Annotated in this window: 17 protein-coding genes; 7 read left to right on the top strand and 10 right to left on the bottom strand. The window is 40.5% G+C overall.

Annotated features, from left to right (window positions below):
• Window positions 1-3: 3 nt before the first annotated feature.
• The 4 genes from trpD to trpA are packed head-to-tail and all read left to right on the top strand — an operon-like array spanning window position 4 to window position 4408.
• Entirely contained in the window at window positions 4-1041 is a 1038-nt protein-coding gene (trpD, locus tag H5126_RS11180; RefSeq protein WP_182711350.1) for an anthranilate phosphoribosyltransferase, read from the top strand.
• Window positions 1034-2398 carry a bifunctional indole-3-glycerol-phosphate synthase TrpC/phosphoribosylanthranilate isomerase TrpF gene (trpCF, locus tag H5126_RS11175; protein ID WP_002961581.1) on the top strand — a complete coding sequence of 455 codons (1365 nt, stop codon included), beginning with the start codon at window positions 1034-1036 and terminating at the stop codon, window positions 2396-2398. Before trpD ends, trpCF begins: the two co-directional genes overlap by 8 nt.
• 7 nt (window positions 2399-2405) lie before the next feature.
• Window positions 2406-3590 (top strand): tryptophan synthase subunit beta, encoded by a 1185-nt coding sequence (trpB, locus tag H5126_RS11170; protein WP_182720385.1) that lies wholly within the window; start codon window positions 2406-2408, stop codon window positions 3588-3590.
• Window positions 3587-4408, top strand: coding sequence for a tryptophan synthase subunit alpha (trpA, locus tag H5126_RS11165; protein WP_024595006.1), 822 nt, complete (start codon window positions 3587-3589; stop codon window positions 4406-4408). Before trpB ends, trpA begins: the two co-directional genes overlap by 4 nt.
• A gap of 64 nt (window positions 4409-4472) precedes the next feature.
• On the opposite strand, the gene H5126_RS11160 is transcribed toward trpA, so the two are convergent.
• Both H5126_RS11160 and H5126_RS11155 read right to left on the bottom strand, forming a co-directional pair.
• Window positions 4473-5051 (bottom strand): type 1 glutamine amidotransferase domain-containing protein, encoded by a 579-nt coding sequence (locus H5126_RS11160; RefSeq protein ID WP_024595007.1) that lies wholly within the window; start codon window positions 5049-5051, stop codon window positions 4473-4475.
• Window positions 5052-5415: 364 nt separating this feature from the next.
• A complete protein-coding gene (locus H5126_RS11155; RefSeq protein ID WP_007375441.1) occupies window positions 5416-5685 on the bottom strand; it encodes an HU family DNA-binding protein in 270 nt (89 codons plus the stop codon).
• Between the two features lie 191 nt (window positions 5686-5876).
• Between H5126_RS11155 and H5126_RS11150 the strand changes: the two genes are divergently transcribed.
• Both H5126_RS11150 and H5126_RS11145 read left to right on the top strand, forming a co-directional pair.
• Window positions 5877-6452 carry an inner membrane-spanning protein YciB gene (locus H5126_RS11150; protein ID WP_033028426.1) on the top strand — a complete coding sequence of 192 codons (576 nt, stop codon included), beginning with the start codon at window positions 5877-5879 and terminating at the stop codon, window positions 6450-6452.
• 66 nt (window positions 6453-6518) lie between these two features.
• Window positions 6519-7160: a CPBP family intramembrane glutamic endopeptidase gene (locus H5126_RS11145; protein WP_002961594.1), complete on the top strand. Its 642-nt coding sequence runs from the start codon at window positions 6519-6521 to the stop codon at window positions 7158-7160.
• Between the two features lie 133 nt (window positions 7161-7293).
• Here the strand turns inward: H5126_RS11145 and H5126_RS11140 are convergent, their stop codons facing one another.
• The 8 genes from H5126_RS11140 to H5126_RS11105 all read right to left on the bottom strand — a co-directional run bounded on the left by H5126_RS11140 (window position 7294) and on the right by H5126_RS11105 (window position 20808).
• Window positions 7294-9174 (bottom strand): hypothetical protein, encoded by a 1881-nt coding sequence (locus H5126_RS11140; protein WP_182720386.1) that lies wholly within the window; start codon window positions 9172-9174, stop codon window positions 7294-7296.
• A gap of 9 nt (window positions 9175-9183) precedes the next feature.
• A complete protein-coding gene (locus tag H5126_RS11135; protein WP_182720387.1) occupies window positions 9184-10275 on the bottom strand; it encodes a hypothetical protein in 1092 nt (363 codons plus the stop codon).
• 62 nt (window positions 10276-10337) lie between these two features.
• Window positions 10338-13376 carry a hypothetical protein gene (locus H5126_RS11130; protein ID WP_182720388.1) on the bottom strand — a complete coding sequence of 1013 codons (3039 nt, stop codon included), beginning with the start codon at window positions 13374-13376 and terminating at the stop codon, window positions 10338-10340.
• Between the two features lie 501 nt (window positions 13377-13877).
• Window positions 13878-15044 carry a 2-methylaconitate cis-trans isomerase PrpF gene (gene prpF / locus H5126_RS11125; RefSeq protein ID WP_182720389.1) on the bottom strand — a complete coding sequence of 389 codons (1167 nt, stop codon included), beginning with the start codon at window positions 15042-15044 and terminating at the stop codon, window positions 13878-13880.
• An 11-nt stretch (window positions 15045-15055) separates the two neighbouring features.
• The gene (gene acnD / locus H5126_RS11120; protein WP_182720390.1) at window positions 15056-17665 is read right to left on the bottom strand and encodes a Fe/S-dependent 2-methylisocitrate dehydratase AcnD; all 2610 of its coding nucleotides are present in this window, start codon (window positions 17663-17665) and stop codon (window positions 15056-15058) included.
• Between the two features lie 129 nt (window positions 17666-17794).
• A complete protein-coding gene (gene prpC / locus H5126_RS11115; RefSeq protein ID WP_182720391.1) occupies window positions 17795-18919 on the bottom strand; it encodes a 2-methylcitrate synthase in 1125 nt (374 codons plus the stop codon).
• Window positions 18920-18968: 49 nt separating this feature from the next.
• A complete protein-coding gene (gene prpB, locus H5126_RS11110) occupies window positions 18969-19847 on the bottom strand; it encodes a methylisocitrate lyase (RefSeq protein ID WP_182720392.1) in 879 nt (292 codons plus the stop codon).
• 274 nt (window positions 19848-20121) lie between these two features.
• Window positions 20122-20808 (bottom strand): GntR family transcriptional regulator, encoded by a 687-nt coding sequence (locus H5126_RS11105; RefSeq protein ID WP_007582477.1) that lies wholly within the window; start codon window positions 20806-20808, stop codon window positions 20122-20124.
• A 265-nt stretch (window positions 20809-21073) separates the two neighbouring features.
• Here H5126_RS11105 and rsmF point away from each other — a divergent pair, with 265 nt between their 5' ends.
• Window positions 21074-22525: a 16S rRNA (cytosine(1407)-C(5))-methyltransferase RsmF gene (rsmF, locus tag H5126_RS11100; RefSeq protein ID WP_182720393.1), complete on the top strand. Its 1452-nt coding sequence runs from the start codon at window positions 21074-21076 to the stop codon at window positions 22523-22525.
• Window positions 22526-23335: the final 810 nt, after the last annotated feature.

Below are 23335 nucleotides of genomic sequence, written 5' to 3'. Positions count from 1 at the left end.
ATTATGAGTACACAACCAGAACAACCCATAAATGTTCAACACGCTATTGAACAACTAATTACAGGGCAATCATTAAGCTACGCAGACGCCAAAGCACTGTTTGATGAAATAATGCAAGGTAACATGAGCGAGATTGAGCTAACCGCCCTACTAATAAGCCTTAAAATTAAAGGCGAAGTAAGCGATGAAATAGCAGGTGCTGCAGCCTCAATGCGCGAAAACGCTGTTGCTTTTACTACCAGCAGTACACAACTTGCTGATAGCTGTGGCACTGGCGGCGATGGCTCAAACACAATTAATATAAGCACAACAGCAGCCATAGTTGCCGCTGCTGCCGGCATCAACATGGTAAAACATGGTAATCGCAGTGTATCGAGTAATTCAGGCTCTGCCGACTTACTAAAAGCGTTGGGCATTAATATAGATATGAGCCCAGAGCAGGCAGCAAAATGCCTTGAGCAAACCAATTTTACCTTTTTGTTTGCACCGCACTATCACAGTGGCGTACGCCATGCGATGGGCGTGCGTACAGCGCTTAAAACACGCACTATTTTTAATATTTTAGGCCCGCTTGCTAACCCAGCAGCACCTGATGTGCAATTGTTAGGTGTGTACAATGAAGCGTTATGTATGCCAATGGCACAAACACTTAAAACCCTTGGCACAAAGCGCGCTATGATTGTTCACGGCTCGGGCACTGACGAAATAGCTCTACACGGTCCAACAACGGTAGTTGAGCTGAATAATGGCGAGCTTACACAGTACACACTAAACCCAAGCGACTTTGACCTTGCAAACTATTCACTTGAACAACTCGCTGGTGAAGGCCCACAATACAACGCAAATGCTAGCCTTGCCATCTTACAAGGCAAAGGCACAGATGCACATAATGCTGCCATTGTGGTTAACGTAACTGCCCTTTTATACCTAACAGGTAAAGCAGAAACGTTAAAAGAAGGGGCAAAGCAAGTACAAACATTATTAAGTTCAGGGCAAGCCATGAACACACTAAATGCAATTATTGAGGTAAGTAATGGCTAATGTATTAGACAAAATTGTTGCTGATAAAAAATTAGAACTAATTGAGCGTAAAGCCGCACGCCCGCTTGAAAGCTTTAAACACCTTGCAGTGCCTACAAGCCGTAGTTTTTACAAAGCATTAGCCGCCCCAGGCACACAGTTTATTTTAGAGTGTAAAAAAGCATCGCCTTCAAAAGGGCTAATTAGAGAGCCATTTGATTTAACCGAAATCACATCGGTTTATAAAAAATACGCTACCTGCATGAGCGTGTTAACTGATGCTAAATATTTTCAAGGCAGTTTTGACTATCTTGAATTTGTGCGCAGCCAAGTAGAACAACCGCTTATCTGTAAAGACTTTTTTATAGATGAGTACCAAGTATATATGGCGCGTATTTATGGCGGTGACGCTATATTACTGATGCTTTCAGTACTCGATGACGAAAGCTATAAAGCACTGCACGCAGTTGCCGATTCTCTGAATATGTCGGTATTAACCGAAGTAAGTAATGAAGAAGAAGTACACCGTGCACTTGCGCTTGATGCACAAATTATTGGTATTAATAACCGTGATTTACGCGATTTAAGCACCGATTTAGCCACTACCGAAAAGCTACGCAAACTTATTCCGGCTGATAAAGTGGTTATTTCGGAATCGGGTATTTACACCCATCAAGACGTAAAACGTTTAGCTCCATTATGCGATGGTTTTTTAATTGGCAGCTCACTTATGGGCGAGCGTGATTTAGAGCAAGCATGTCGCCGCGTTATTTTAGGTGACAATAAAGTATGTGGTTTAACACGTACCAAAGATGCACAAGCGGCATATCAAAACGGTGCTATTTACGGGGGTTTAATTTTTCATCCTAAATCGCCACGCTATGTTGATTTAGATTGCGCAAAAGAGCTTAGCCAAAGTGCCCCGCTTAATTTTGTGGGTGTGTTTGTAGATGCCCCAATTGATCAAGTTGCTCAATACGCAAGTGTGCTAAAATTGGCGGCAGTTCAATTACATGGTCAAGAAAGTGACGATTACATCGCTCAGTTGCGTACACAGTTACCTACCGGCTGCGAGATTTGGAAAGCCCAAGCAATAAAAGATGCATTGCCAACGCCTGTAAATGGCGTTGACCGACACCTTTACGATACACACAGCGATACACAAGCTGGCGGTACTGGTAAAGCATTTGATTGGTCGGTGCTTCATGATGCAACCACTCCGTTTATGCTCGCTGGAGGCTTAAATCCAGACAATATTAAAGATGCGCTTTTTAAAGGTGCCTTAGGCCTTGATTTAAACTCAGGCGTTGAAGAATCTGCGGGTAAAAAGTGCCCTAACAAATTACATAATGCTTTTACAAGCATCAGAAATTATTGAGGTTAAAATGCAAAATCCAGCTTATTTTGGCGAGTTTGGCGGTATGTTTGTACCCGAGTTACTTGTCCCTGCGCTTAAGCAGTTAGAAAACGAATTTAACAAAGCACAAAAAGATCCTGAGTTTCAGGCTGAGCTAAGTAAATTATTAAACGAGTATGCGGGTCGTCCTACCCCACTTACTTTAACGCGCAATTTAGTTAAAAACCCAAAAGTAAAACTGTATCTAAAGCGTGAAGACTTATTACACGGCGGCGCACATAAAACCAACCAAGTACTTGGCCAAGCGTTACTTACTAAGCGCATGGGTAAAATACAAGTAATAGCTGAAACAGGTGCTGGTCAACACGGTGTTGCAACCGCGCTTGCATGTGCACTACTGGGTTTAAAATGTCGAATTTATATGGGCGCAAAAGACGTTGAACGTCAGCAACCAAACGTATTTAGAATGAAGTTAATGGGCGCAGAGGTTATTCCGGTAACAGCGGGTTCTGGCACATTAAAAGATGCAGTAAATGAAGCCCTGCGTGACTGGTCAGCTAATTATCAAGACGCGCACTACCTACTAGGCACAGCTGCTGGTCCTCACCCATTCCCAACAATTGTACGTGAGTATCAAAAAGTTATTGGTGAAGAAGCTAAACAACAAGTACTTAAAGCCGAAGGTCGTTTACCTGACGCTGTAATTGCCTGTGTTGGTGGTGGTTCAAACGCAATTGGTATGTTCACCGACTTTATTGACGAGCCAGGCGTTAAATTAATTGGTGTTGAGCCTGCTGGGAAAGGGCTTGATACAAATGAGCACGGTGCAACAATTTGTAAAGGCACTAAAGGTATATTACACGGTACTTACACGTACATTATGCAAAACGACGATGGCCAAATTGAAGAGTCTTACTCTGTATCAGCGGGTCTTGATTACCCTGCGGTTGGTCCTCAGCACGCATTTTTACACGAAACCGGTCGAGCGCAATACGTGGGTATCACAGATACAGAAGCGCTTGATGCGTTTCAATCACTTGCTAAAAACGAAGGGATCATTCCGGCGCTTGAATCAAGCCATGCGCTTGCTTATGCACTTAAGTATGCAGAAGAGCAAACCGAGGAAAGCGTTTTAGTTATTAATTTAAGTGGTCGTGGCGATAAAGATTTAGCACACGTTCACAATGTACTATCTGAAAGAGGTCAGCTATGAGCCAAGTAAAAACGGATCGTTACGGCAAAATGTTTGCAGCGCTTAACGAGAAAAAACAAGGTGCATTTGTACCATTTGTAACAATTGGCGACCCAGGTAAAGAGCAAAGTGTTGCGATTATAAAAAGCCTAATTGACGGCGGCGCTGATGCACTTGAGCTTGGTATTCCGTTTTCTGATCCGATTGCGGATGGTCCTGTAATTCAAAAAGCCAATATTCGCGCACTTGATGTGCACATTAACACGCAAGATTGCTTTGATGTTATTAAAGAGATACGCGAGTATAACGCCGATATTCCAATTGGATTATTGCTTTACTCAAACCTTGTTTTTAAGCGCGGCATAGAAGCATTTTATAAAGATGCAAAAGCGGTAGGTGTAGACTCTATTTTAGTGGCTGACGTGCCTCTGCATGAATCTAAAATATTTAGAAAGTCAGCAATGGATAACGGTGTAGACCCAATTTTTATTGCCACACCTAATGCAGATGACGACACTCTTCGCCAATGCGCCTCTTACGGTCGTGGTTATACGTATTTACTATCGCGCGCTGGTGTTACCGGTACCGATACAAAAGCACAAATGCCAGCGGGTAATATTGTTACTAAATTAAAAGAATACCATGCAGCTCCTGCTCTTTTAGGATTTGGTATTTCAACACCAGATGATGTAAAAGCGGCACTTAATGCAGGCGCAGCAGGTGCTATTTCAGGCTCTGCTGTAGTTAAAATTATTGAAGCTAACCTTAACGATTTAGACGCAATGACAACGCAGTTAAAAGCATTTGTTAGTGAAATGAAAGCGGCAACCGCATTATAAAAAGTGTAAATTTAGGCATTAAAAAAGGGCATTTAAATGCCCTTTTTTGTTTTTGAAAAGCAAATTAGTGAGCTTGGTGTTTACCCTCTAAAATCTCTTCAATAAACTTAGCATTAAATGCTTCTAAATCAGCTGGGCTTCGGCTTGTTACCAAACCTTGGTCTACACATACTTCTTGATCAACCCAATTAGCACCTGCATTAATTAAATCGCTTTTAATACTAGGAAAAGAAGTAATGGTACGGTCGCGCAATTTATTAATTTCAGCTAACAACCACGGTGCGTGGCAAATAGCAGCAACGGGTTTGTTTTTTTCTGCACCAAAAAATCCATCAATAAATGCTTTAGCATCTTTATCTTGGCGTAAACTGTCTGGATTAAATAAACCACCAGGAAGCATAAGCGCGTCGTAATCAGCAGGATCCGCGTTTGTAACTAGTTTATCTACTGTTACTTTATCGCCCCACTTGTCTTCATCCCAGCCAGTAATTTGGCCTTCTTTAATTGATACTATTTCGATGTTCGCACCAGCATCAAGTAATGCGCTGCGTGGAGATAAAAGCTCACTTTGCTCAAACCCATCAGTGGCTAAAATTGCGATTTTTTTGCCTTGTAAACGTGTGCTTGTTTGTAATGTACTCATTGAGATCTCCTTATTTTCTTAAAAGGTATATTTAAAATACACAATCAAAAAAGCACGATGCGTGCCGATAACAAGCAATTGAAAATAAAGGATTTAATTTAAGTAGGATTTATAATGCCATGTAAATTATTTAGAGATTATGAATAATGTACATAGAGGAGATATAAACACGGCTTTGATACTCGGTGATTTAAATACAGAAGCTTCGCTTCTCGCGTGAGCAAGCTCAACGCCTACAACTAACGCTCGGCATTATGTTTATTTTGTAGACGCACAACTTGTTGGCGTGATGGGCAAAGCCCATAATTTTATGTTTAATAACTCCACGCAAAGCTCAATCAACGACCAAGCTAAGTAATGCTATTTAAAGCAGATCTTTTAACGCCTTAGCTGGTTTAAAAACCGCTTTATTTGCGCCTTCTATTTCAATTGCAGCCCCTGTTTGTGGGTTACGCCCAGTACGCGCTGGGTAATAACTTAGCGCAAAGGTACCAAAGCCATTAATTTGAACTTGATCGCCCTCAGAAAGCGATTTAGTAATGACTTTTTGCAAGCTTGAAAGTGCCGCTTGAGAATCTTTTTTTGTTAATTCACTTTTGTGTGCAATGGCAGCAACGAGTTCTGCTTTATTCATTTTAGGCTCCTAAATACACGCCAAATCAGTGTTGGTTAAGCGTGGGAATATGATGATATGAAAAATACCAAACCAAATTGGTAATAAAGCCACGCAGGCTAAGGGTTACAGGGCAACAAGTCAACCTTGTAGTTGCTAAGCTTTATGTGGTAAAAAGCCTTTGACTCTTTTTTGTATAATTTAGGTAGTATATGCACGCATTAATTGAATACATTCCACTCATACTGTTTTTTGCAGTGTTTAAACTCGTCGATATTTATTGGGCTACCGGTTTATTGATGGCCACTACGCTTATTCAAGTTGCTTATAGCTACTTTAAACATGGCAATGTACCTACTCGTCATTGGATATTTTTTGGCATTGCTGCCGTGTTTGGTACGCTAACGCTGGTACTTCATGATGAGCAATACATTAAATGGAAAGCAACACTGATATATGCAGGTTTAAGTTTAACGTTACTTGTTAGCCGTTATGTACTTAATAAAAATCTCGTTAAAAAAGCGCTTAGCTCAATCCTCGAAAACGCTAATGATACAAAACAAGCCATTGTTGTCCCAGAACCATTATGGGATAAGCTTAACTTAATGTGGGTTGTTATAACTGCTGGTATAGCGGCACTAAACATTTATATTGCATACAATTTTTCGCTCGATTTTTGGGTTAACTTTAAAGTGTTTGGTTTAATGGGTATTACTTTTGTAAGCATTTTTGCCACCATTATTGCCTTGTACAAATACCTCCCTGATGAAGAGGAAACAGCAAAGTAAGCCCCCTCGTCATAAAAGTGTCGTCTTAGCTTGTTAGCTTATTAAAAAAAGCAAGTTGAGACGACCTTGAACGCTAATCAATACCGCTGGTTTGAATTTACCCTCATTTTTATATTGCTGCCCTTGTTGGGTTTTGGATTACGCGAGCATTTAGCTAATTGGCTTATCCCTGCGCTTATTATACTTATGAGTGTGTGTTGTATGTTGCTACTAGGCGATCCCCATTTTAAACGGTTTAGACTCACAAGCCTTGGGCAATTTTCTGCTGTTAAAAGGCGTGTGTTTAGCTTCTTTTTTTTAGGTGCGCTGTTCTCAGGCATGTTTTATGGGATTATTCATCAAGGCAACTGGTTTACCCTTCCCCGTAACTCGTTTAATGATTGGCTTTTACTGCTGGTGCTGTATCCAATACTGTCGGTTATTCCTCAAGAATTAATATTCCGAACGTATTTTTTTCATCGTTATAAACGCATCATGCCAAAAAAAGCAGTGCGTATTGTAGTCAGTGCGAGTGTATTTGCGTTGGCGCATATTGTGTATGCAAATTGGATTGCAGTAGCCTTAGCCTTTTTGGGCGGTTTACTGTTTGCGTATACCTACGCACAAAGCCGCTCAACGGTCGTGTGTGTTATTGAACACAGCTTATGGGGGCTATGGATGTTTACACTCGGGATTGGCAGCTACCTCGATTCAGGCGCATTTAACTAATATAACAAACATTAAAAAATCCGATATCAGAAACTAATATCGGATTTCGAATAGTTATAAAAACACTTCACTCATCGCAAAAAGCGCTGAGCTGTAAGGCATATGCTGAGTTTTTAATTATTTAATCTAATGGTTAAAATAACGACTCAAACTCACCATTTGGAAATAAAACACCAGGAATACCACGTACCGCAGTAACATCAGCTAGTTTAGTATCACCAAAATATAAACCGCCACTGTAATTACGGCCCTTTTGCTTTACATCTAACCAACGTCCATTTTCGCCTTTCGCTATTAGATTAATGTTGCCACTAACATCACGAATACGTAAATCTAACGCGCGATTTTGAATGCTAACAAATATATCTGTAGAAGTAAGTTCTGATAAGTTTTCCACATCGCCTACGTACGCAAATTTAAAATCGCTTGCACCACTCAATGGAAAATCTAATTCAAAAGTAAATGCTAAATCGTCATTATCTTCACCAACAAAAGGCGAAGCCTCTACTGCTGTGATATGAAATGCAGTGTTTTGAATGTCGCTTACGTAATCACCATTAAAATCAAAAGTAGATAACGTGGTTGACTCCTCACCTAGTGAATTAACAAAACGATTTAAGTTTACTGATAAATCACCTTCGAGTTTACCCGCGGCTTTATTGATAATTACGTTGGTGGTTACCTGTGTAATACCCGTGTCGGCTTCTGGGTTTAATTCACTTTGAGCATCTATGCCATCAAACTCAATCAGCAACTCACTTACATCCACACTTAATACCGTAGTACCATTTGTGACCGTTGCGCTCATTACACCTTCGATTTTATTACCTAATACACCACTTACTCTGAAAGTTGGAATTGATAAATCAATGGTTATAGGTAACTCATCATATGTGCCAGTAATAGCCCAAGTATAAGGTGATTGGTTGTAATCAATATCTAAATCACGAAGCTTATATTGCCCTGATGGTGTAGAGCCATCAGCTAGTGGTGAATAATTTGTGATAACTTCGTTTAAAGCATTACTAAGTGCCTCAAGGGTTCTTTGTGTATCTTCATCAAACGCACCTTCAAGCTCAGTAAATTTTGCGTCTAATTCATCTGAATAGCTTTTTTCTTGAAGTCTTGCAACACCAATTATATTTCGCGTATCAACAAGTAACTCTCTTGAGTCTAAGCTTTGCACTTCTGCTGAGCGAGCCTGCCAATTTGCAAATGTAGTTACACTTGCAATCGTTTGCTTAACTTGACCAGCTACATTTTTCAGCAAAGCATTACCTTGGTCGCTAAATAAGTTGTCTGTAACATACTGCGCTGCTAAGTCGCTGTAATCTTGCCATGCTTGCTGGTCAGTCTCCAAGTTAGTAAATGCATTAAAAGCACTTTCAACACTAAACGAACTATCAGCAACACCAGCTAAAATTGCCGCGTAAGTAAATGCATTAGTAACCATTTCTGCTTCAACACTTGCATTTAAATTACTGTGCGTTAAATGATAAAAAGGCGTGGCTGATAAACTCGCCTGTGTAGCACTAAAGCCTTCTTCTGTAATTGCTTTACTCAATGGCGATAAATAAACCTTATTTACACCCGGTGCACTAAATGCATCCGCTTTGTAATTAAGGGTAACGGTTGTCAATTCTTGGTAGTCGATTAACCGGTTTGCGTTTAAGTCATTTATATCACCACGCACAGTTCTGCCACACCCTGTAAATCGCGGACAAGGTAGAGCTGTATCGCTAGGGATAAACTCAAAACTATTAAAAGTAAGTGGAGTTACACTTACACTCGCAGTATTGATGTTTTCGACTTCAATTGATTCTTGCACCACCCCATCGCTATCTAAAACATTAAGCGTGCCCTGTGGTGATTGCCAATTAGATACATAAAAACTCACAGAAGAAGATGTAGCAATTTCACTCACTGCAACAGATTCTGAACTGTCACTGTCTGATGAAGAGCCACAACCTGCCAATGCAATAGCGACCCCTAAAGGTATAATTTGTTTTAACATCTTCATTCCTTAAAACTTAATGTTCACGTACCAATTCACATTCGCATAATAGGCTTTATCTAAATCTAGGCTATCAGTTTGTAAATTAAGACCAAAATATTCGTTTTCTATACCAACTAAAAATGCTTCGCTTTTTGTTTCGTAGCCTGCTTGTACTCGCCAATGATCCCAAAAGTGAATACGGCCTTTTAATTGGCTAAACGTGTCTTTATCGTAACGTTTTAAAGTTAACTGAGTCGAAAATCGGTCGTTTATTCTGTAATCGGCAAATGCTTGTAGTCGCATTTTCATTTCGAAATCATGAGATACCGTATTTCCAAATGCAGATGTTTTTAATGAAACTGTTGGCTGAGTAATAATATCGCCGTTGTCATCTTCGCTAAATGGAATTTCAGTAGTTTGACCCTTTACAGAGCCACTGTCTTCGTACTGAGTTTTATAGAGCAAATCTTTTACGCTAAAACCAACTTTAAGCTCATCATTTACTTGCCAATCGGCAAAAATATCTAGGCTATAGCCTAGCCCTTCTGGCTTTTGTGAAGGTGTAAATTCTTTAAATAAAATATCTTTTGAAAAGTTGTAATCGACAGTTACAGCACCTTCAACTTCATCACTAAAAATTTCACCATTTACAGTGGCATCTTGATAGTGTGAGCTGGCAAAAACAGAAAGCTTAGGTGTTATTGTTAATGCATTTTTATCTAAAAATTTAAAATCATAAGATACAAATACACCATTAGACGTTGCTTGTTTAGCATCGAGGTAATAGGTATAAAATCTATCTTCAAACTCTAAATCATTCTTTTCGGTATGAGTATATTTAGCTGTATCAGGATCAAAGTTAAGAACATAGTCATAACGACTTTGTAAACCCACTTTAAAATTACCGTAGCCAACACCCACTTCAAAAATATTATAGGTAAATGCACTGTCACCCGATTTTAATGGTGCATCAAAATCATCTACAAAGGCTTGTACTGGTTGTGCTTCAGTATAAATTTCTGCGTCAAAATGAGTAAATATTTGAAATTGGTTATCTGCGGAAGCAAGAGGAGAAATAAAAGCTGTTGAAAATCCTAACAAGAGAATTTTTTTTTTCATAATTTAATCGCTTTCTATAAAAAAAGGGAAAAGCGCTGCTTTCCCCTTTTATAGTTTAAATATTACTTAGATGAATCAATTAAATCAACATCAGTGTAAGGCACTACATCACCATCGATGTAAGTGATAGATACACCGTTAGTAACTTTAGAAGCAGTACCAAATGACATCATTTCGCCATTGTACATAGCTTTAACATCACCAGTGTAACCTGTAGATTCCATACCAGTTAGAGATAATGTGTAACCCATTGCTGCGTCACCTTTAACCATAACTTCTAATGTACTTTCATCTTCATCACCACTACTGTCAACCATACCCATTACTTTAAAGTCTAAGTCGCCAGACATACCTTCAAGTGTGATGCTTGAAGAATCTGACTCTTCAGTTGCAGTAAGGTTTAGCATACCAGTGAAACCAGAATCACCGTCCATAATTTCAACGTGGTTCCAAGCTTCAGTGTTAACAATTTCAGCGTCATCAACTGTGTCAGCATTTACTGCACCATCAAATGTGAATATTAAACATGAATCAATTTGCGTAGGATCAATAATCGTACCGTCAGCAAACAGTTCACACTCTTCTAGAGCTGCAGTACGACTTTCACCCGTAACAAGTGACACAGTTGCGTCATTTTCACCCATTAATGTAGCGCCCCAAGCAACAACTAATTGCTCGCCTTGGTAAGAAGCTGAAGCACTGATCATTTCACCGGTAGTTTCGTTCTCTAATTCTAAAACTAGTGTATCTAAGTCATAGTTATATGACCAATCAGGTTGACGAGTAGAAGTACCTTCACCTGAGTTGCCCATTTCAGCTAGTTCATCAATTACGTCAGCAAGAACGTCTGCTGCATCGATAACCGCTTGACCGCCAGTGTTAGTAAGCACAGTCATAGTCGATAATGACTCTGATGTAGCTTTAACAGAAGTTAGTACTTCAAGTTTAGCAACCGCCGCTTCAGCAACAAGTTGTAGGTTATAAGCTGTTACAAATTGCTCGCTAGCTAGTTCACCTTGAGCTACAGCAGCTGTTTGCATAGCTGTAAGCGCATCAATCATTGCTTGTGCGCCTTCGCCTTCAAGGTCTAGGTAAGCATTAGCAGCAACAAGTGCTTGCTCAATAGCAATTTCAAGTGCATCAACAGCAGCAGCAAAATCAGACGCAGCAGTAACAGCAGTCATAGCAAGCTCAAGAGCTTCAGTTGCGTTTGCGGCTGTATCTACCATTGCACCTTCTGCGTTAGCAAGTGCGCTTGTAGAAGCTGCTTCAGCTGTGTCTGCTGCTGATTTTTTCTCATCAGCAACGTCTGCAGTGTCTTCAGCAACTAGTTTTGCTGCAGCAAGAGCAATATCAAACGTTTCAATCGCTGCTTCTGCTTCCGCTACTAGTGCAGCTAATGCAGCGTCGTATGCAACGGTGTCAGTTACAGCAACACCTGCGTCTGTTTGTAAAGACGTTGCAGAATCAAGAATCTGTTGGTAATCAGAGCTTTGAGTAACTAACGCTTTTGCAGCAGTTACATAACCTTGTGATTTAACAAAAATAGAACCCGCTTTAGCTGTTAAACCAGCAGTAGCAGCTTCATTTTTCAGTAATGTTACAGCGCTTACAAATGCAGCTGCGTTATCAGCTGTAAGAGCATCGCCACCCATTGCTTGAACATCAGCAAGTGAACTTTGAGCTGTTTCAATATCCATTTCTAATGCAGTAAGTGCAGTCTGTGAAGCTGTAACTTCTACTGTTAAAGCAGCTGCTAGAGCTGTATAAAAATCATCTCCAACTGTACACTCTGCACCAGTACAACCAATTACTTCTAGTGCTTTTTTAACTTTTACTGCAGCGGCTGCAAGGCCGGCATCAGTTGCTGCACCATTTTTAACAGCTTTGTCTTTAGCTGCTTTTGCTTTTTTAGCAATACCTACTGAATTAGCGGCAAACGCATCAATTTGTGCTTGTGTTGCATTAGGGTTGTTAATAGAGAATGCCGCTTTTAAAGCGTTTTCAATTGCAGTTTCATCACCCGTTGCTACAGCAACAAAAATGTTTGCAGTATTTGTAATTGCTGTTTGTAACATTGTAGCTATTGCAGCAATGCCAGCGTCAGTATTACCTTTAAACTGGCCTGATTTAATACCAGCTTTAATGCTGCTCATTACATCACCAATTGAAGGTAAACCTTGAATTGAAGATGAAAGCTGTGCAATTGCTAAAATACCGTCAGTAAGTTCTTCTTCGCCATCAACATTGCTTAAATCTACAGCGCCGCCGTTAGATAAATCGCCAATAATAGCAGAAAGTAAAAGTGCTGCGTCTTGACCCATTACTTGTACAACAGTGTTTAAGCTAGCTGTAGCAATAGCGTCTTCATCTACACTTGAACCTGAGTCAAGAAGAAGACCCGCCACTAACGATGTTAAAAAAGTAACATTAGCTTTATAAGAACCTATAACATTATCGTCGCCAGCTGCACCGCTCGCTCCAGATGTATCTGCTTCAACAGCTGGAATAAACTTAACAACAGAAAGCTCTAGGTCAGTTTTGTACCATTCGCCAAACTCAATATCAGTATCGCCATCATTTTCGTCGTCAACTTCTGGCGCTTCATCGTAAGTGCCACAACCTACGTAAGCATCACAACGTAAAAAGCTATCATCGCCTTCTTCAGACGTTTTAACTGTAATGTAAACAGGTCCAGTAAAATCATCATCTAGGTAGATGCTGTAACGACCGTTTTCATCAGTTAGCACTTCAGGGTTAGCGGCAATTTTACTTGCTTCTACCGCTGCATCTGCAGCATCTTGTGATAGTGCTTCTTCAGAAAAAGACTCAGCCTCTGCTGAAGCAGCTGAGCGAAATGCAACAGGAACGCTTTGACCAGATGCATCTAAAGTCATTACAGTTACTACTGCACTTTTCATTGAACCTTTAACTGCTTTACCTGTTACTTCAATGTTAAATTGTGCATCGCCCGTTGCAGTGAAAGATTCTACAGGTGTAACAGGAATATTTCTGTCGTTATCAGAACCACATGCTGTTAAGCCTAATGTAAGTGCAACTGAAGCTGCAATAGGTGTAAATTTGATCGTACGCTTTACCATTTATTTCTCCTTGATAGCCTGGAATGAGTATCAGAAATTAGTTTAGTTGATAGTGATTTATGTAAGCTTTTATATTCAAAAAGCATCAAAAAAGTACACAATCATAACTTTTGTTACTAGAACATTAAAAATACCATTAAGCTATATAGTTATGCTACATATTTATACGTTTTATAGAAGTATTTATCTTTATTCTATGAGCTACTTCTTTATCAGCATCTCTATTATTCAATAACCTATAGACACTCATAAAGAACCAGCACATATTGATACAATATATTCACTTTATTAAATGAATATTACATATAATCTAGTTTGTTAATTATATTCTTCAAGTAAATGCGGTGGATGAGAGCGAAAAAAGACGATAATTCGAAAAATTAATGAAAAAGGATTATTTCTAACGAGTGTGAGTAGGTTTTACTTTAGCTAAGCAAACGTTTATAAAATTTGTTTGCTTAACTAAAATAAATGTTTAGTTGCGCTTAACTTCACCAGTGATTAGTAAGGGACTCTTACAACCCCTTCCATTAATACACGTGCACTTCGGCTCATACTTGCTTTGGTAACTAGCCAGTTGCCAGCATTATTTTTAGCCTCAGCACCTACTTTTAGCGTGCCCGACGGGTGACCAAAGTTAACTTCACTCAATGCACCGCCACCAGCGGCTATATTTACGAGTGTGCCTTCAATTGCTGCGGCAGTGCCAATAGCTACAGCGGCTGTGCCCATCATGGCATGATGCAGTTTACCCATCGACATTGCTCGCACGAGTAAGTTAATGTTGGCAGCCTCAATAAATTTACCGCTAGATGCAGTGTAATCTAAAGGCGCTGCAACAAACGCAACCTTTGGTGTATGTTGGCGAGCTTGCGCTTCATTAATATCAGTGATTAAGCCCATTTTAACGGCGCCATAAGCGCGAATGGTTTCAAGCTTTTTAAGCGCTGCAACATCGTTATTTATATCGTCTTGCAGCTCTGTGCCGGTATAATTAATATCAGCGGCGTTAATAAATACAGTAGGAATACCTGCATTTATCATCGTGGCTTTTAAAGTACCAACACCTGGTACTTCTAAGTCATCAACTACGTTACCTGTTGGAAATAACGCGCCATCGCCATCAGCGGGGTCCATAAATTCAAGTTTTACTTCAGCTGCAGCAAATGTAACGCCATCGAGCTCAAAGTCGCCGGTTTCTTGTACTTCGCCATTGGTCATAGGGACATGCACTAATATGCTTTTATTAATATTAGCCTGCCACACACGCACAATAGCAACACCGTTATTAGGTACTCTGCTTTTATCGACCAAACCATTACTAATAGCAAAAGCCCCCACTGCTGACGTTAAGTTGCCGCAGTTACCGCTCCAATCTACAAAAGGTTTATCTATCGCCACTTGACCAAACAAGTAATCAACATCGTGGTCTGCTTGCTCACTTTTACTTAGGATTACGGTTTTACTGGTGCTTGATGTAGCGCCGCCCATTCCATCCGTTTGTTTGCCGTACGGATCTGGGCTGCCAATAACACGCAGTAATAAATTGTCGCGCGCCTCGCCTGCTACTTGAGCAGGCTTTGGCAAATCAGTTAAATTAAAAAACACACCTTTACTGGTGCCGCCACGCATATAGGTTGCAGGCACTTTAATTTGCGGTTTAAACATAGTGTTTGCCCTTATGCAGATTGCGTTGCTTCTAAAAAGTCTTGAGCAAAGCGTTGTAACACACCACCAGCTGCGTAAATAGAAAGCTCTTCTTGGGTATCTATACGACATTTCATAGGCACAGTAAGTACTTCACCGTCTTTGCGGGTAATGCTTAAATTAACTGTAGCGCCTGGTTTTAAATCGCCCGTTACATCGTACGTTTCACTGCCATCCAGCTTTAGGGTTTTACGCGTTGTGCCAGCTTTAAATTCAAGCGGTAAAACCCCCATACCAATTAAGTTAGTACGGTGAATACGCTCAAAGCCCTCAGCTGCGATTACTTCAACGCCTGCAAGTCTTACGCCTTTTGCAGCCCAATCGCGCGACGAACCTTGACCGTAATCGGCACCGGCTACGATAATAAGCGGCTGTTTACGCTCCATGTAGGCTTCGATTGCTTCCCACATACGGGTATTAGTGCCTTGTGGCTCTAGGCGAGCGTAAGAACCTTGCTTAACGTCGCCGTTTTCATCAAGCACCATTTCATTAAGTAGTTTTGGGTTTGCAAAGGTTGCGCGCTGCGCTGTTAAATGATCGCCCCGGTGCGTTGCGTACGAGTTGTAATCTTCTTCTGGCACATTCATTTTGGTCAGGTATTCGCCAGCAGCACTACTTGCCATAATTGCGTTTGATGGCGATAAATGATCCGTTGTAATATTATCGCCAAGTACAGCAAGCGCGCGCATACCGGTCATAGTGCGCTCACCCGCAAGTGCACCTTCCCAATAAGGAGGGCGACGAATGTAGGTGCTTTCTGGGCGCCAATCGTAAAGAGGATCGTTATCTTCACCGTAATCTACGGTTAAATTAAACATAGGCTCGTATACTTTTCTAAATTGCTCAGGCTTAACACTTTGCTTAATAACCGCATCAATCTCTTCATCTGATGGCCATAAATCTTTAAGCGTAATATCGTTGCCTTGTTGATCTTGTCCAAGTATCCCTTTTTCAATATCAAAGCGAATAGTACCTGCAATAGCGTATGCAACAACCAAAGGAGGTGACGCTAAAAATGCTTGCTTAGCATAAGGATGGATGCGCCCATCAAAGTTACGATTACCTGAAAGTACAGCCGTTGCGTATAAATCACGTTCAATTACTTCTTTTTGAATCACAGGGTCAAGCGCTCCGCTCATACCGTTACACGTTGTACACGCAAAACCAACAATGCCAAAGCCAAGTTGCTCAAGCTCTGTTAGTAGGTTTGCATCTTCAAGGTATGATTGCACTGCTTTTGAGCCCGGTGCTAATGAAGTTTTAACCCAAGGTTTGCGCATTAAACCCTTAGCATTTGCATTACGGGCAAGGAGTGCTGCAGCAATTACATTGCGTGGATTACTGGTATTGGTACAACTAGTAATAGCGGCAATAATACATGCGCCGTCTGGCATTAAGCCTTCTTCATTTTCAACAACGCCCGAAATACCTTCTTTAGCTAAATCGCTTGTCGATACACGGCGGTGCGGATTAGATGGACCTGCAATATTGCGCCCCACGCTTGATAAATCAAACTTAAGTACACGTTCGTATTTTGCGGTTTTTAAGCTATCGCTCCAAAGGCCTGCTGTTTTTGCGTAGTTTTCTACAAGGGCAATTTGTTCTTCTTCACGCCCTGTTAAACGCAAATAATCTATTGTTTTATCATCGATATAAAACATGGCGGCAGTTGCGCCAAATTCAGGCGTCATGTTTGAAATGGTTGCTCTGTCGCCAAGTGTAAGCGCGTCGGCACCTTCACCGTAAAACTCTAAATAAGTAGATACAACACGTTGTTCGCGTAAAAATTCAGTAATGGCCAACACAATATCGGTAGCGGTAATACCGGGTTGGCGCTTACCTGTTAGCTCAACACCAACAATATCAGGCAAGCGAATATATGAAGCACGGCCAAGCATAACGCTTTCAGCTTCAAGCCCGCCTACACCCACAGCAATAACACCCAGCGCATCAACATGAGGCGTGTGGCTGTCGGTACCAACTAGTGTATCTGGAAATGCAATGCCATCTCGGTTTTGAATAACCGGCGACATTTTTTCAAGATTAATTTGATGCATAATGCCGTTACCCGGTGGAATAACATCAATATTTTTAAACGCAGTTTTAGTCCAGTTTATAAAATGAAAACGGTCATCATTGCGTCTGTCTTCGATGGCGCGGTTTTTTTCAAATGCGTCAGGATCAAAACCGGCATGCTCTACCGCCAGTGAATGATCCACTATTAACTGCGTAGGTACTACCGGATTCACTTTAGCCGGATCGCCGCCTTTAGCTGCAATTGCATCACGAAGCCCAGCTAAATCAACAAGTGCTGTTTGGCCTAAAATATCGTGGCACACTACGCGCGCCGGATACCACGGAAAATCCAAGTCTTGCTTTCGCTCAATTAGCTGGTTAAGTGCATCGGTTAACATAGCAGGGTCGCATCGGCGTACTAGGTTTTCGGCAAATACACGCGATGTATAAGGTAGTGTGGCGTATGCATCTGGCTTAATTGCATCTACGGCTTCTTGCGTATCGTAATAGTCGACGTTTGAGCCAGGTAAAGGTTTACGGTATTGCGTGTTATTAATTATGGTCATGGTAAGGGTTCGCTAATTTGGTGACGGTGTTTGCTCACAGCTAGCGTGTTTAATAAAAAGTTTGAGAAAAACTGCTCGCTAGTGGCTATGTGCAATAAAAAAGTGAGCACATGCGTGCTCACCCATTTTTTAACGTGACTCTATTGGTGTGTAACTGCGTGCGTCAGGCCCTGTGTAATCGGCACTTGGGCGAATAATACGGTTGTTAGCGCGCTGCTCTTTTACATGGGCAGTCCAGCCCGTAACACGGCTCATTACAAATATTGGCGTAAATAATTTAGTTGGAATATCCATAAAGTGATAAGCAGATGCATGGAAAAAATCGGCATTACAAAACAGTTTTTTCTCGCGCCACATAATCTCTTCACAACGAACAGACACAGGGTAAAGCACCGTATCGCCTACCTCAGCCGCTAGTTTTTCAGACCACTTTTTAATAATTACATTACGCGGATCAGACTCGCGATAAATAGCATGACCAAAACCCATAATTTTGTCTTTACGTTCAAGCATGCCCATAATTTCTTTCTCAGCATGTTCAGGACTTGTAAAACCTTGAATCATATCCATTGCCGCTTCGTTAGCACCACCATGTAATGGACCACGTAGCGTACCAATCGCACCAGTTACACAAGAGTGAATATCAGATAAAGTTGAAGCACATACACGGCCTGTAAAGGTAGAGGCGTTAAACTCGTGCTCTGCGTATAAAATTAGTGATACATTCATTACCTGTGCAAACAATTCACTAGGTGCTTTGTCGTGTAATAAATTTAAAAAATGTGCGCCAACTGAGTCGTCATCAGTTTGTGTTTCAATGCGTACGCCATCGTGTGTAAAGCGGTACCAGTAACAAATAATACTTGGGAACACAGCAACCATACGGTCGATTGCATCATTGGCTTGGCTAAAATCAAGCTCCATTTCAAGGTTACCCAACATTGAGCAACCCGTGCGCATTACATCCATTGGGTGCGCGTCTTTAGGAATGTTTTCAAGCACGGTTTTAAGCGCATCAGGTAAGCCGCGTAAACTTTTTAGTTTTGCTTTATACTCAGCCAATTCGCTTGTGGTTGGTAACTCACCACGTGAAAGTAAAAAAGACACTTCTTCAAACTGCGCTTTTTCGGCAAGTTCGCTAATATCGTAACCACAATACGTTAAACCAGAACCACTTTGTCCAACAGTACACAATGCTGTTTGACCAGCCACTTGTCCGCGTAAACCCGCGCCGCCTAATGCTTTATCTACCATGATCTTCTCCTATCTTAAATTTGTGTGTGATTTTATTTTTTAATAATTATTATTTGTCAGATTTTGATGAAAAAAGGTTATCGAGTGTGTTCTCGTACGTGTGGTAATCTAAAAAGTCGTAAAGCTCAGAGCGCGTTTGCATATTTTCAATTTGGCTTTGTTGCGAGCCTTCATTTAAAATTGCTGAATACACGTTTAATGCTGCTTTGTTCATGGCTCTAAATGCACTGAGTGGGTAAAGCACCATTTCAACACCTACATCGCTTAACTGCTCTTTTGTGTAAATAGGTGTTTGGCCAAACTCAGTAATGTTTGCCAAAATTGGAACGTTAATCGCTTTTGCAAATGCTTGGTAATCAGCAAGGTCGTGTACGGCTTCTGCAAAAATAGCGTCAGCACCCGCTTCAACACAGGCTGCTGCACGGTCTATCGCGGCGTTTAAACCTTCTTTTTGAAATGCATCGGTACGCGCCATAATATAAAAATCGCTATCGGTTTTTGCATCAACCGCCGCTTTAATGCGGTCAACCATTTCACCTTGGCTTACAATTTCTTTATTAGGGCGATGACCACAGCGTTTTTGCGCTACTTGGTCTTCTATATGAAAACCCGCCGCACCCGCTTTAGTCATTTCTTTTACTGTTCGTGCAATGTTAAACGCCCCACCCCAACCGGTATCGGCATCAACAAGTAGTGGTAAATCGCTAGCACCAGTAATACGGCGAATATCTTCAAGCACGTTATCAAGGCTCGTCATACCTAAGTCAGGCATACCAAACGAGGCGTTTGCAACACCGGCACCTGAGAGGTAAATAGCTTGGTGACCCATTTTTTCTGCCATCATCGCTGTGTAGGCGTTAATAGTACCTACCACTTGTAACGGGCTGTTATTGGCAATAGCGTGTTTAAATTTTAATCCTGCTGACATTACTTTCTCCTCACTTTGAACGGTTGCTACGTGGAGTAACTTATAGTTTTAATATGTAATTGTGACTCTTTAACTGCTCTGCTTAGCTTTTAGCTTTTAGCTTTTAACTGCTTCTGTTTTTTGCGACTAATATCAATCTGTATGCGTATGAGGTCTATTTAACGATAAGAAAATCGTTCTGTAACTAGGCAATAATTTTTATGTTTAGTGGTTCTAAATAAAAAATTTTTAACGACGTTACGGAGCGATTTAATCCGTTAAATTGTTCGAATACTCATATTGATTGGTATACATCAAATTTGGTTTGGATATTTGCTTGCGATGCGCTTATATGGCGCTTCATAAGCATTTCGGCCAATTCACCGTCGTGGTTTTCAATGGCGTTAATAATAGCTAAATGCTCATCAAATGCTTTTGATACACGCGGCCCCACCATGCCCATTTGTACACGATACATGCGTATTAATTGATAAAGCTCATTACACAGTAAATGAATTAAATGCGCGTTTTTACTGCCTTGAATAATACGATAATGAAAATCTAAATCGCCGGCTTCTTGGTAATAAGATTCACCCTCTTTAACACGTTGTGTTTGTAGGTGCTGATTAAGTAATTGCTTTAAGCCTTTTACTTCTTCGGGTTCCATATTGTCGGCAGCAAGCCTACATGCCAAACCTTCAAGTGAGCTGCGAACTTGGTACACTTCAATCAAACGCTCAGCAGTAAGGGCAACTACTCGGCAACCTACGTTAGCTTTACGCTCAACAAGGTAGCAACTTTCTAGGCGATTTAACGCCTCTCTAAGCGTTGCACGGCTTACACCATAACGTTTGGCAAGCTCAGGCTCTGATATTTTACTGCCTTGAACTATACTACCTTCAACAATCTCACGGCGCATATCTACAAATACTTGATCTGATGCGGTAGTTATAGGCGCTTCGTTTAAAAATGTGTGTGTCATAATTTATTTTTTAGATTGTCGACAATTAATGTGGTTACTATGGGCTTATTAAAAAATCATGTCAACCCTTAAACCTATCAAAATGGCTAAAAAACACACTCATTGTCGACACTATTAACCTAAAGTCGCATAAAAATGGTTTTAAAATGGACTAAAACAATGAAGTGTCGACAGCATAATAAATCAGATGTTACGTCTTTAAGCGCTGAAAATGCATTATATAAATGCTATTATCGCGCTTTATTTTTATAGTATGAGCTAACGCGTGAACGCCAACACTTTTATTCCTGAGCACTTTATTGATGACGTAAAAACCTATTTACCAGCGCATCTAAACTTAGATGACTTTTTAAATGCGTGTCGCAGGCCGCTCAGAAAATCTATCCGCGTTAATACATTAAAAATTAGCATTGAAGAATTTGTAAAACGTGCCAATGAAAAAAATTGGCTGCTAACCCCAATCCCATGGTGCAGTGAAGGCTTTTGGTTAGAGCGCCCAAGCGATGAAGAGCAAAACCTAGCCCTAGGTAATACCGACTTGCATTTAAGCGGGGCTATGTACGTGCAAGAAGCAAGCTCAATGCTGCCCCCTATAGCATTAAAGCAAAACATTGAACTCGCTGACTCTCAAAATAACACCATGCTTGATATGGCATCAGCACCAGGCTCTAAAACATCGCAACTAGCTGCACTTATGAATAACCAAGGTGTACTTGTTGCAAACGAGCTTTCGTCGTCTCGTTTAAAAGTACTTAGCGCAACACTCAAACGTATGGGCGTTGGTAACTGTGCACTCTCGCATTTTGATGGCGTTATATTTGGCAACTACATGTTTGAATGCTTTGATAGCATATTGCTAGACGCGCCATGCTCTGGCGAAGGCACGGTACGTAAAGACGCCGATGCACTAAAAAATTGGTCAATAGAATCAAACATTCAAATAGCCCAAGTACAAAAAGACTTAATTAAAAGCGCTTTTTATGCATTAAAGCCAGGTGGCACATTAGTGTATTCAACCTGCACACTTACCCCGCTCGAAAACCAACAAGTGTGTGATTATTTACTGAGTGAGTTTGGTGACTATATTGCCCCACAATCGCTAAGTGATTTATTTGAAGGTGCAAGTAAAGCAACAACAAGTGAAGGCTATTTGCATGTATGGCCGCAAACATTCGACAGCGAAGGCTTTTTTATTGCTAAATTTAAAAAGCACACAAGCTGTAATAATCCAAATCAAACAGTTAAAAAAGGCGCATTCCCGTTTAACGAGTTTGATAAAAAGCAAAGTGCCGCGTTTATGCAATCACTTAAAAAGCATTTTGGGTTAACTAACCTGCCTGGCAGCCTAATGCAGCGCGATAAAGAACTATGGCTATTTCCTGAGGGGTTTGAAGCCGTGAAAAATAAAATTAAGTACGCACGTTTAGGTATTCAAATTGGCATTATTCATAAAAATGGCGTAAGGCTAACGCACGAATTTGCAACCGTATTTGGCAATGAGTGTAAAACTAATATTTACGCGTTAAATAACGAGCAAGCAAATGATTATTTTCAAGGTAAAGATATACGCTTAGTTGAGGCAACTCAAACAATAGGTGAAGTAGTATTAACGCTGTGTGGTTGCCCTATCGGGCTGGGTAAATGGCAAAAAAATAAGATCAAAAACTCACTACCACGCGATCTAGTACAAAACACGCAGTTAATAAGCTGGGGTTAAACTAAAGTACAAATTACGCATAATTAATCTAATCCTTTGTTACCAAATGTAACCAGATGGCAAAATTAGTTATGCTTTATTGAACAGCTTTACTATAGTTTTAAGTACTTTCTTCTTCTCCCTAACGAACCAGAAAGTTTTTAGTTAACGCTAGACTCAATTTAGAGTCAATTTATAGCCCAGAGGTTTTTAACCTCTGGGCAATTTTTTACGCCGTATAATAACAGTTCAGCTTTTACCAATAAAACAAGTATTCACAAAGAGGTTATGAGACGCTGCGCTTTTAGAGAAGTTATCTATCGATTCGTGAATAGCTTATTTGTTGTCTTCTCATTTACTCCTCATTCACTTCTCTTTGTGCAATTGGTTTATCACATTTAACTTTAACGTAATCAAGCTAAACGATTACAAGTAAGCACAAAACTCTTGTAGGGATACAATACGAGCTGCTTGCTGCCGTTTAAAGCAACGCTTTTACCAATAAAACAAGTATTCACAAAGAGGTTTTGAGACGCTGCGCTTTTAGAAAAGTGATAAATCAGTTAGTTGAATAGATCACTTGGTGTCTTCTCATTTACTCCTCATTCTCTTCTCTTTGTGCAATTGGTTTATCACATTTAACTTTAACGTGAACCCGCTTCACGATTATAAGTAAGCACAATTCTCTTCTAGAGATACAAGACGTGCTGCTTGCTGCCGTTTAAAGCAACGCTTTTACCAATAAAACAAGTATTCACAAAGAGGTTTTGAGACGCTGCGCTTTTAGAAAAGTGATAAATCAGTTAGTTGAATAGATCACTTGGTGTCTTC

The organism is Pseudoalteromonas sp. SG45-3 (assembly GCF_014164075.1).
Lineage (GTDB): Bacteria > Pseudomonadota > Gammaproteobacteria > Enterobacterales > Alteromonadaceae > Pseudoalteromonas > Pseudoalteromonas distincta.
Note: the sequence above shows the minus strand (reverse complement) of the source record. Positions and strands in the feature narration are given on the sequence as shown.

Coding starts and splice junctions, on each gene's coding strand:
- H5126_RS11150 (WP_033028426.1), top strand. CDS start 5,877: ATGCACGCATTAATTGAATACATTCCACTCATACTGTTTTTTGCAGTG.
- H5126_RS11135 (WP_182720387.1), bottom strand. CDS start 10,275: ATGAAAAAAAAAATTCTCTTGTTAGGATTTTCAACAGCTTTTATTTCT.
- H5126_RS11155 (WP_007375441.1), bottom strand. CDS start 5,685: ATGAATAAAGCAGAACTCGTTGCTGCCATTGCACACAAAAGTGAATTA.
- acnD (WP_182720390.1), bottom strand. CDS start 17,665: ATGACCATAATTAATAACACGCAATACCGTAAACCTTTACCTGGCTCA.
- prpF (WP_182720389.1), bottom strand. CDS start 15,044: ATGTTTAAACCGCAAATTAAAGTGCCTGCAACCTATATGCGTGGCGGC.
- trpA (WP_024595006.1), top strand. CDS start 3,587: ATGAGCCAAGTAAAAACGGATCGTTACGGCAAAATGTTTGCAGCGCTT.
- prpC (WP_182720391.1), bottom strand. CDS start 18,919: ATGGTAGATAAAGCATTAGGCGGCGCGGGTTTACGCGGACAAGTGGCT.
- H5126_RS11140 (WP_182720386.1), bottom strand. CDS start 9,174: ATGTTAAAACAAATTATACCTTTAGGGGTCGCTATTGCATTGGCAGGT.
- prpB (WP_182720392.1), bottom strand. CDS start 19,847: ATGTCAGCAGGATTAAAATTTAAACACGCTATTGCCAATAACAGCCCG.
- H5126_RS11130 (WP_182720388.1), bottom strand. CDS start 13,376: ATGGTAAAGCGTACGATCAAATTTACACCTATTGCAGCTTCAGTTGCA.
- trpCF (WP_002961581.1), top strand. CDS start 1,034: ATGGCTAATGTATTAGACAAAATTGTTGCTGATAAAAAATTAGAACTA.
- H5126_RS11105 (WP_007582477.1), bottom strand. CDS start 20,808: ATGACACACACATTTTTAAACGAAGCGCCTATAACTACCGCATCAGAT.
- trpD (WP_182711350.1), top strand. CDS start 4: ATGAGTACACAACCAGAACAACCCATAAATGTTCAACACGCTATTGAA.
- trpB (WP_182720385.1), top strand. CDS start 2,406: ATGCAAAATCCAGCTTATTTTGGCGAGTTTGGCGGTATGTTTGTACCC.
- H5126_RS11160 (WP_024595007.1), bottom strand. CDS start 5,051: ATGAGTACATTACAAACAAGCACACGTTTACAAGGCAAAAAAATCGCA.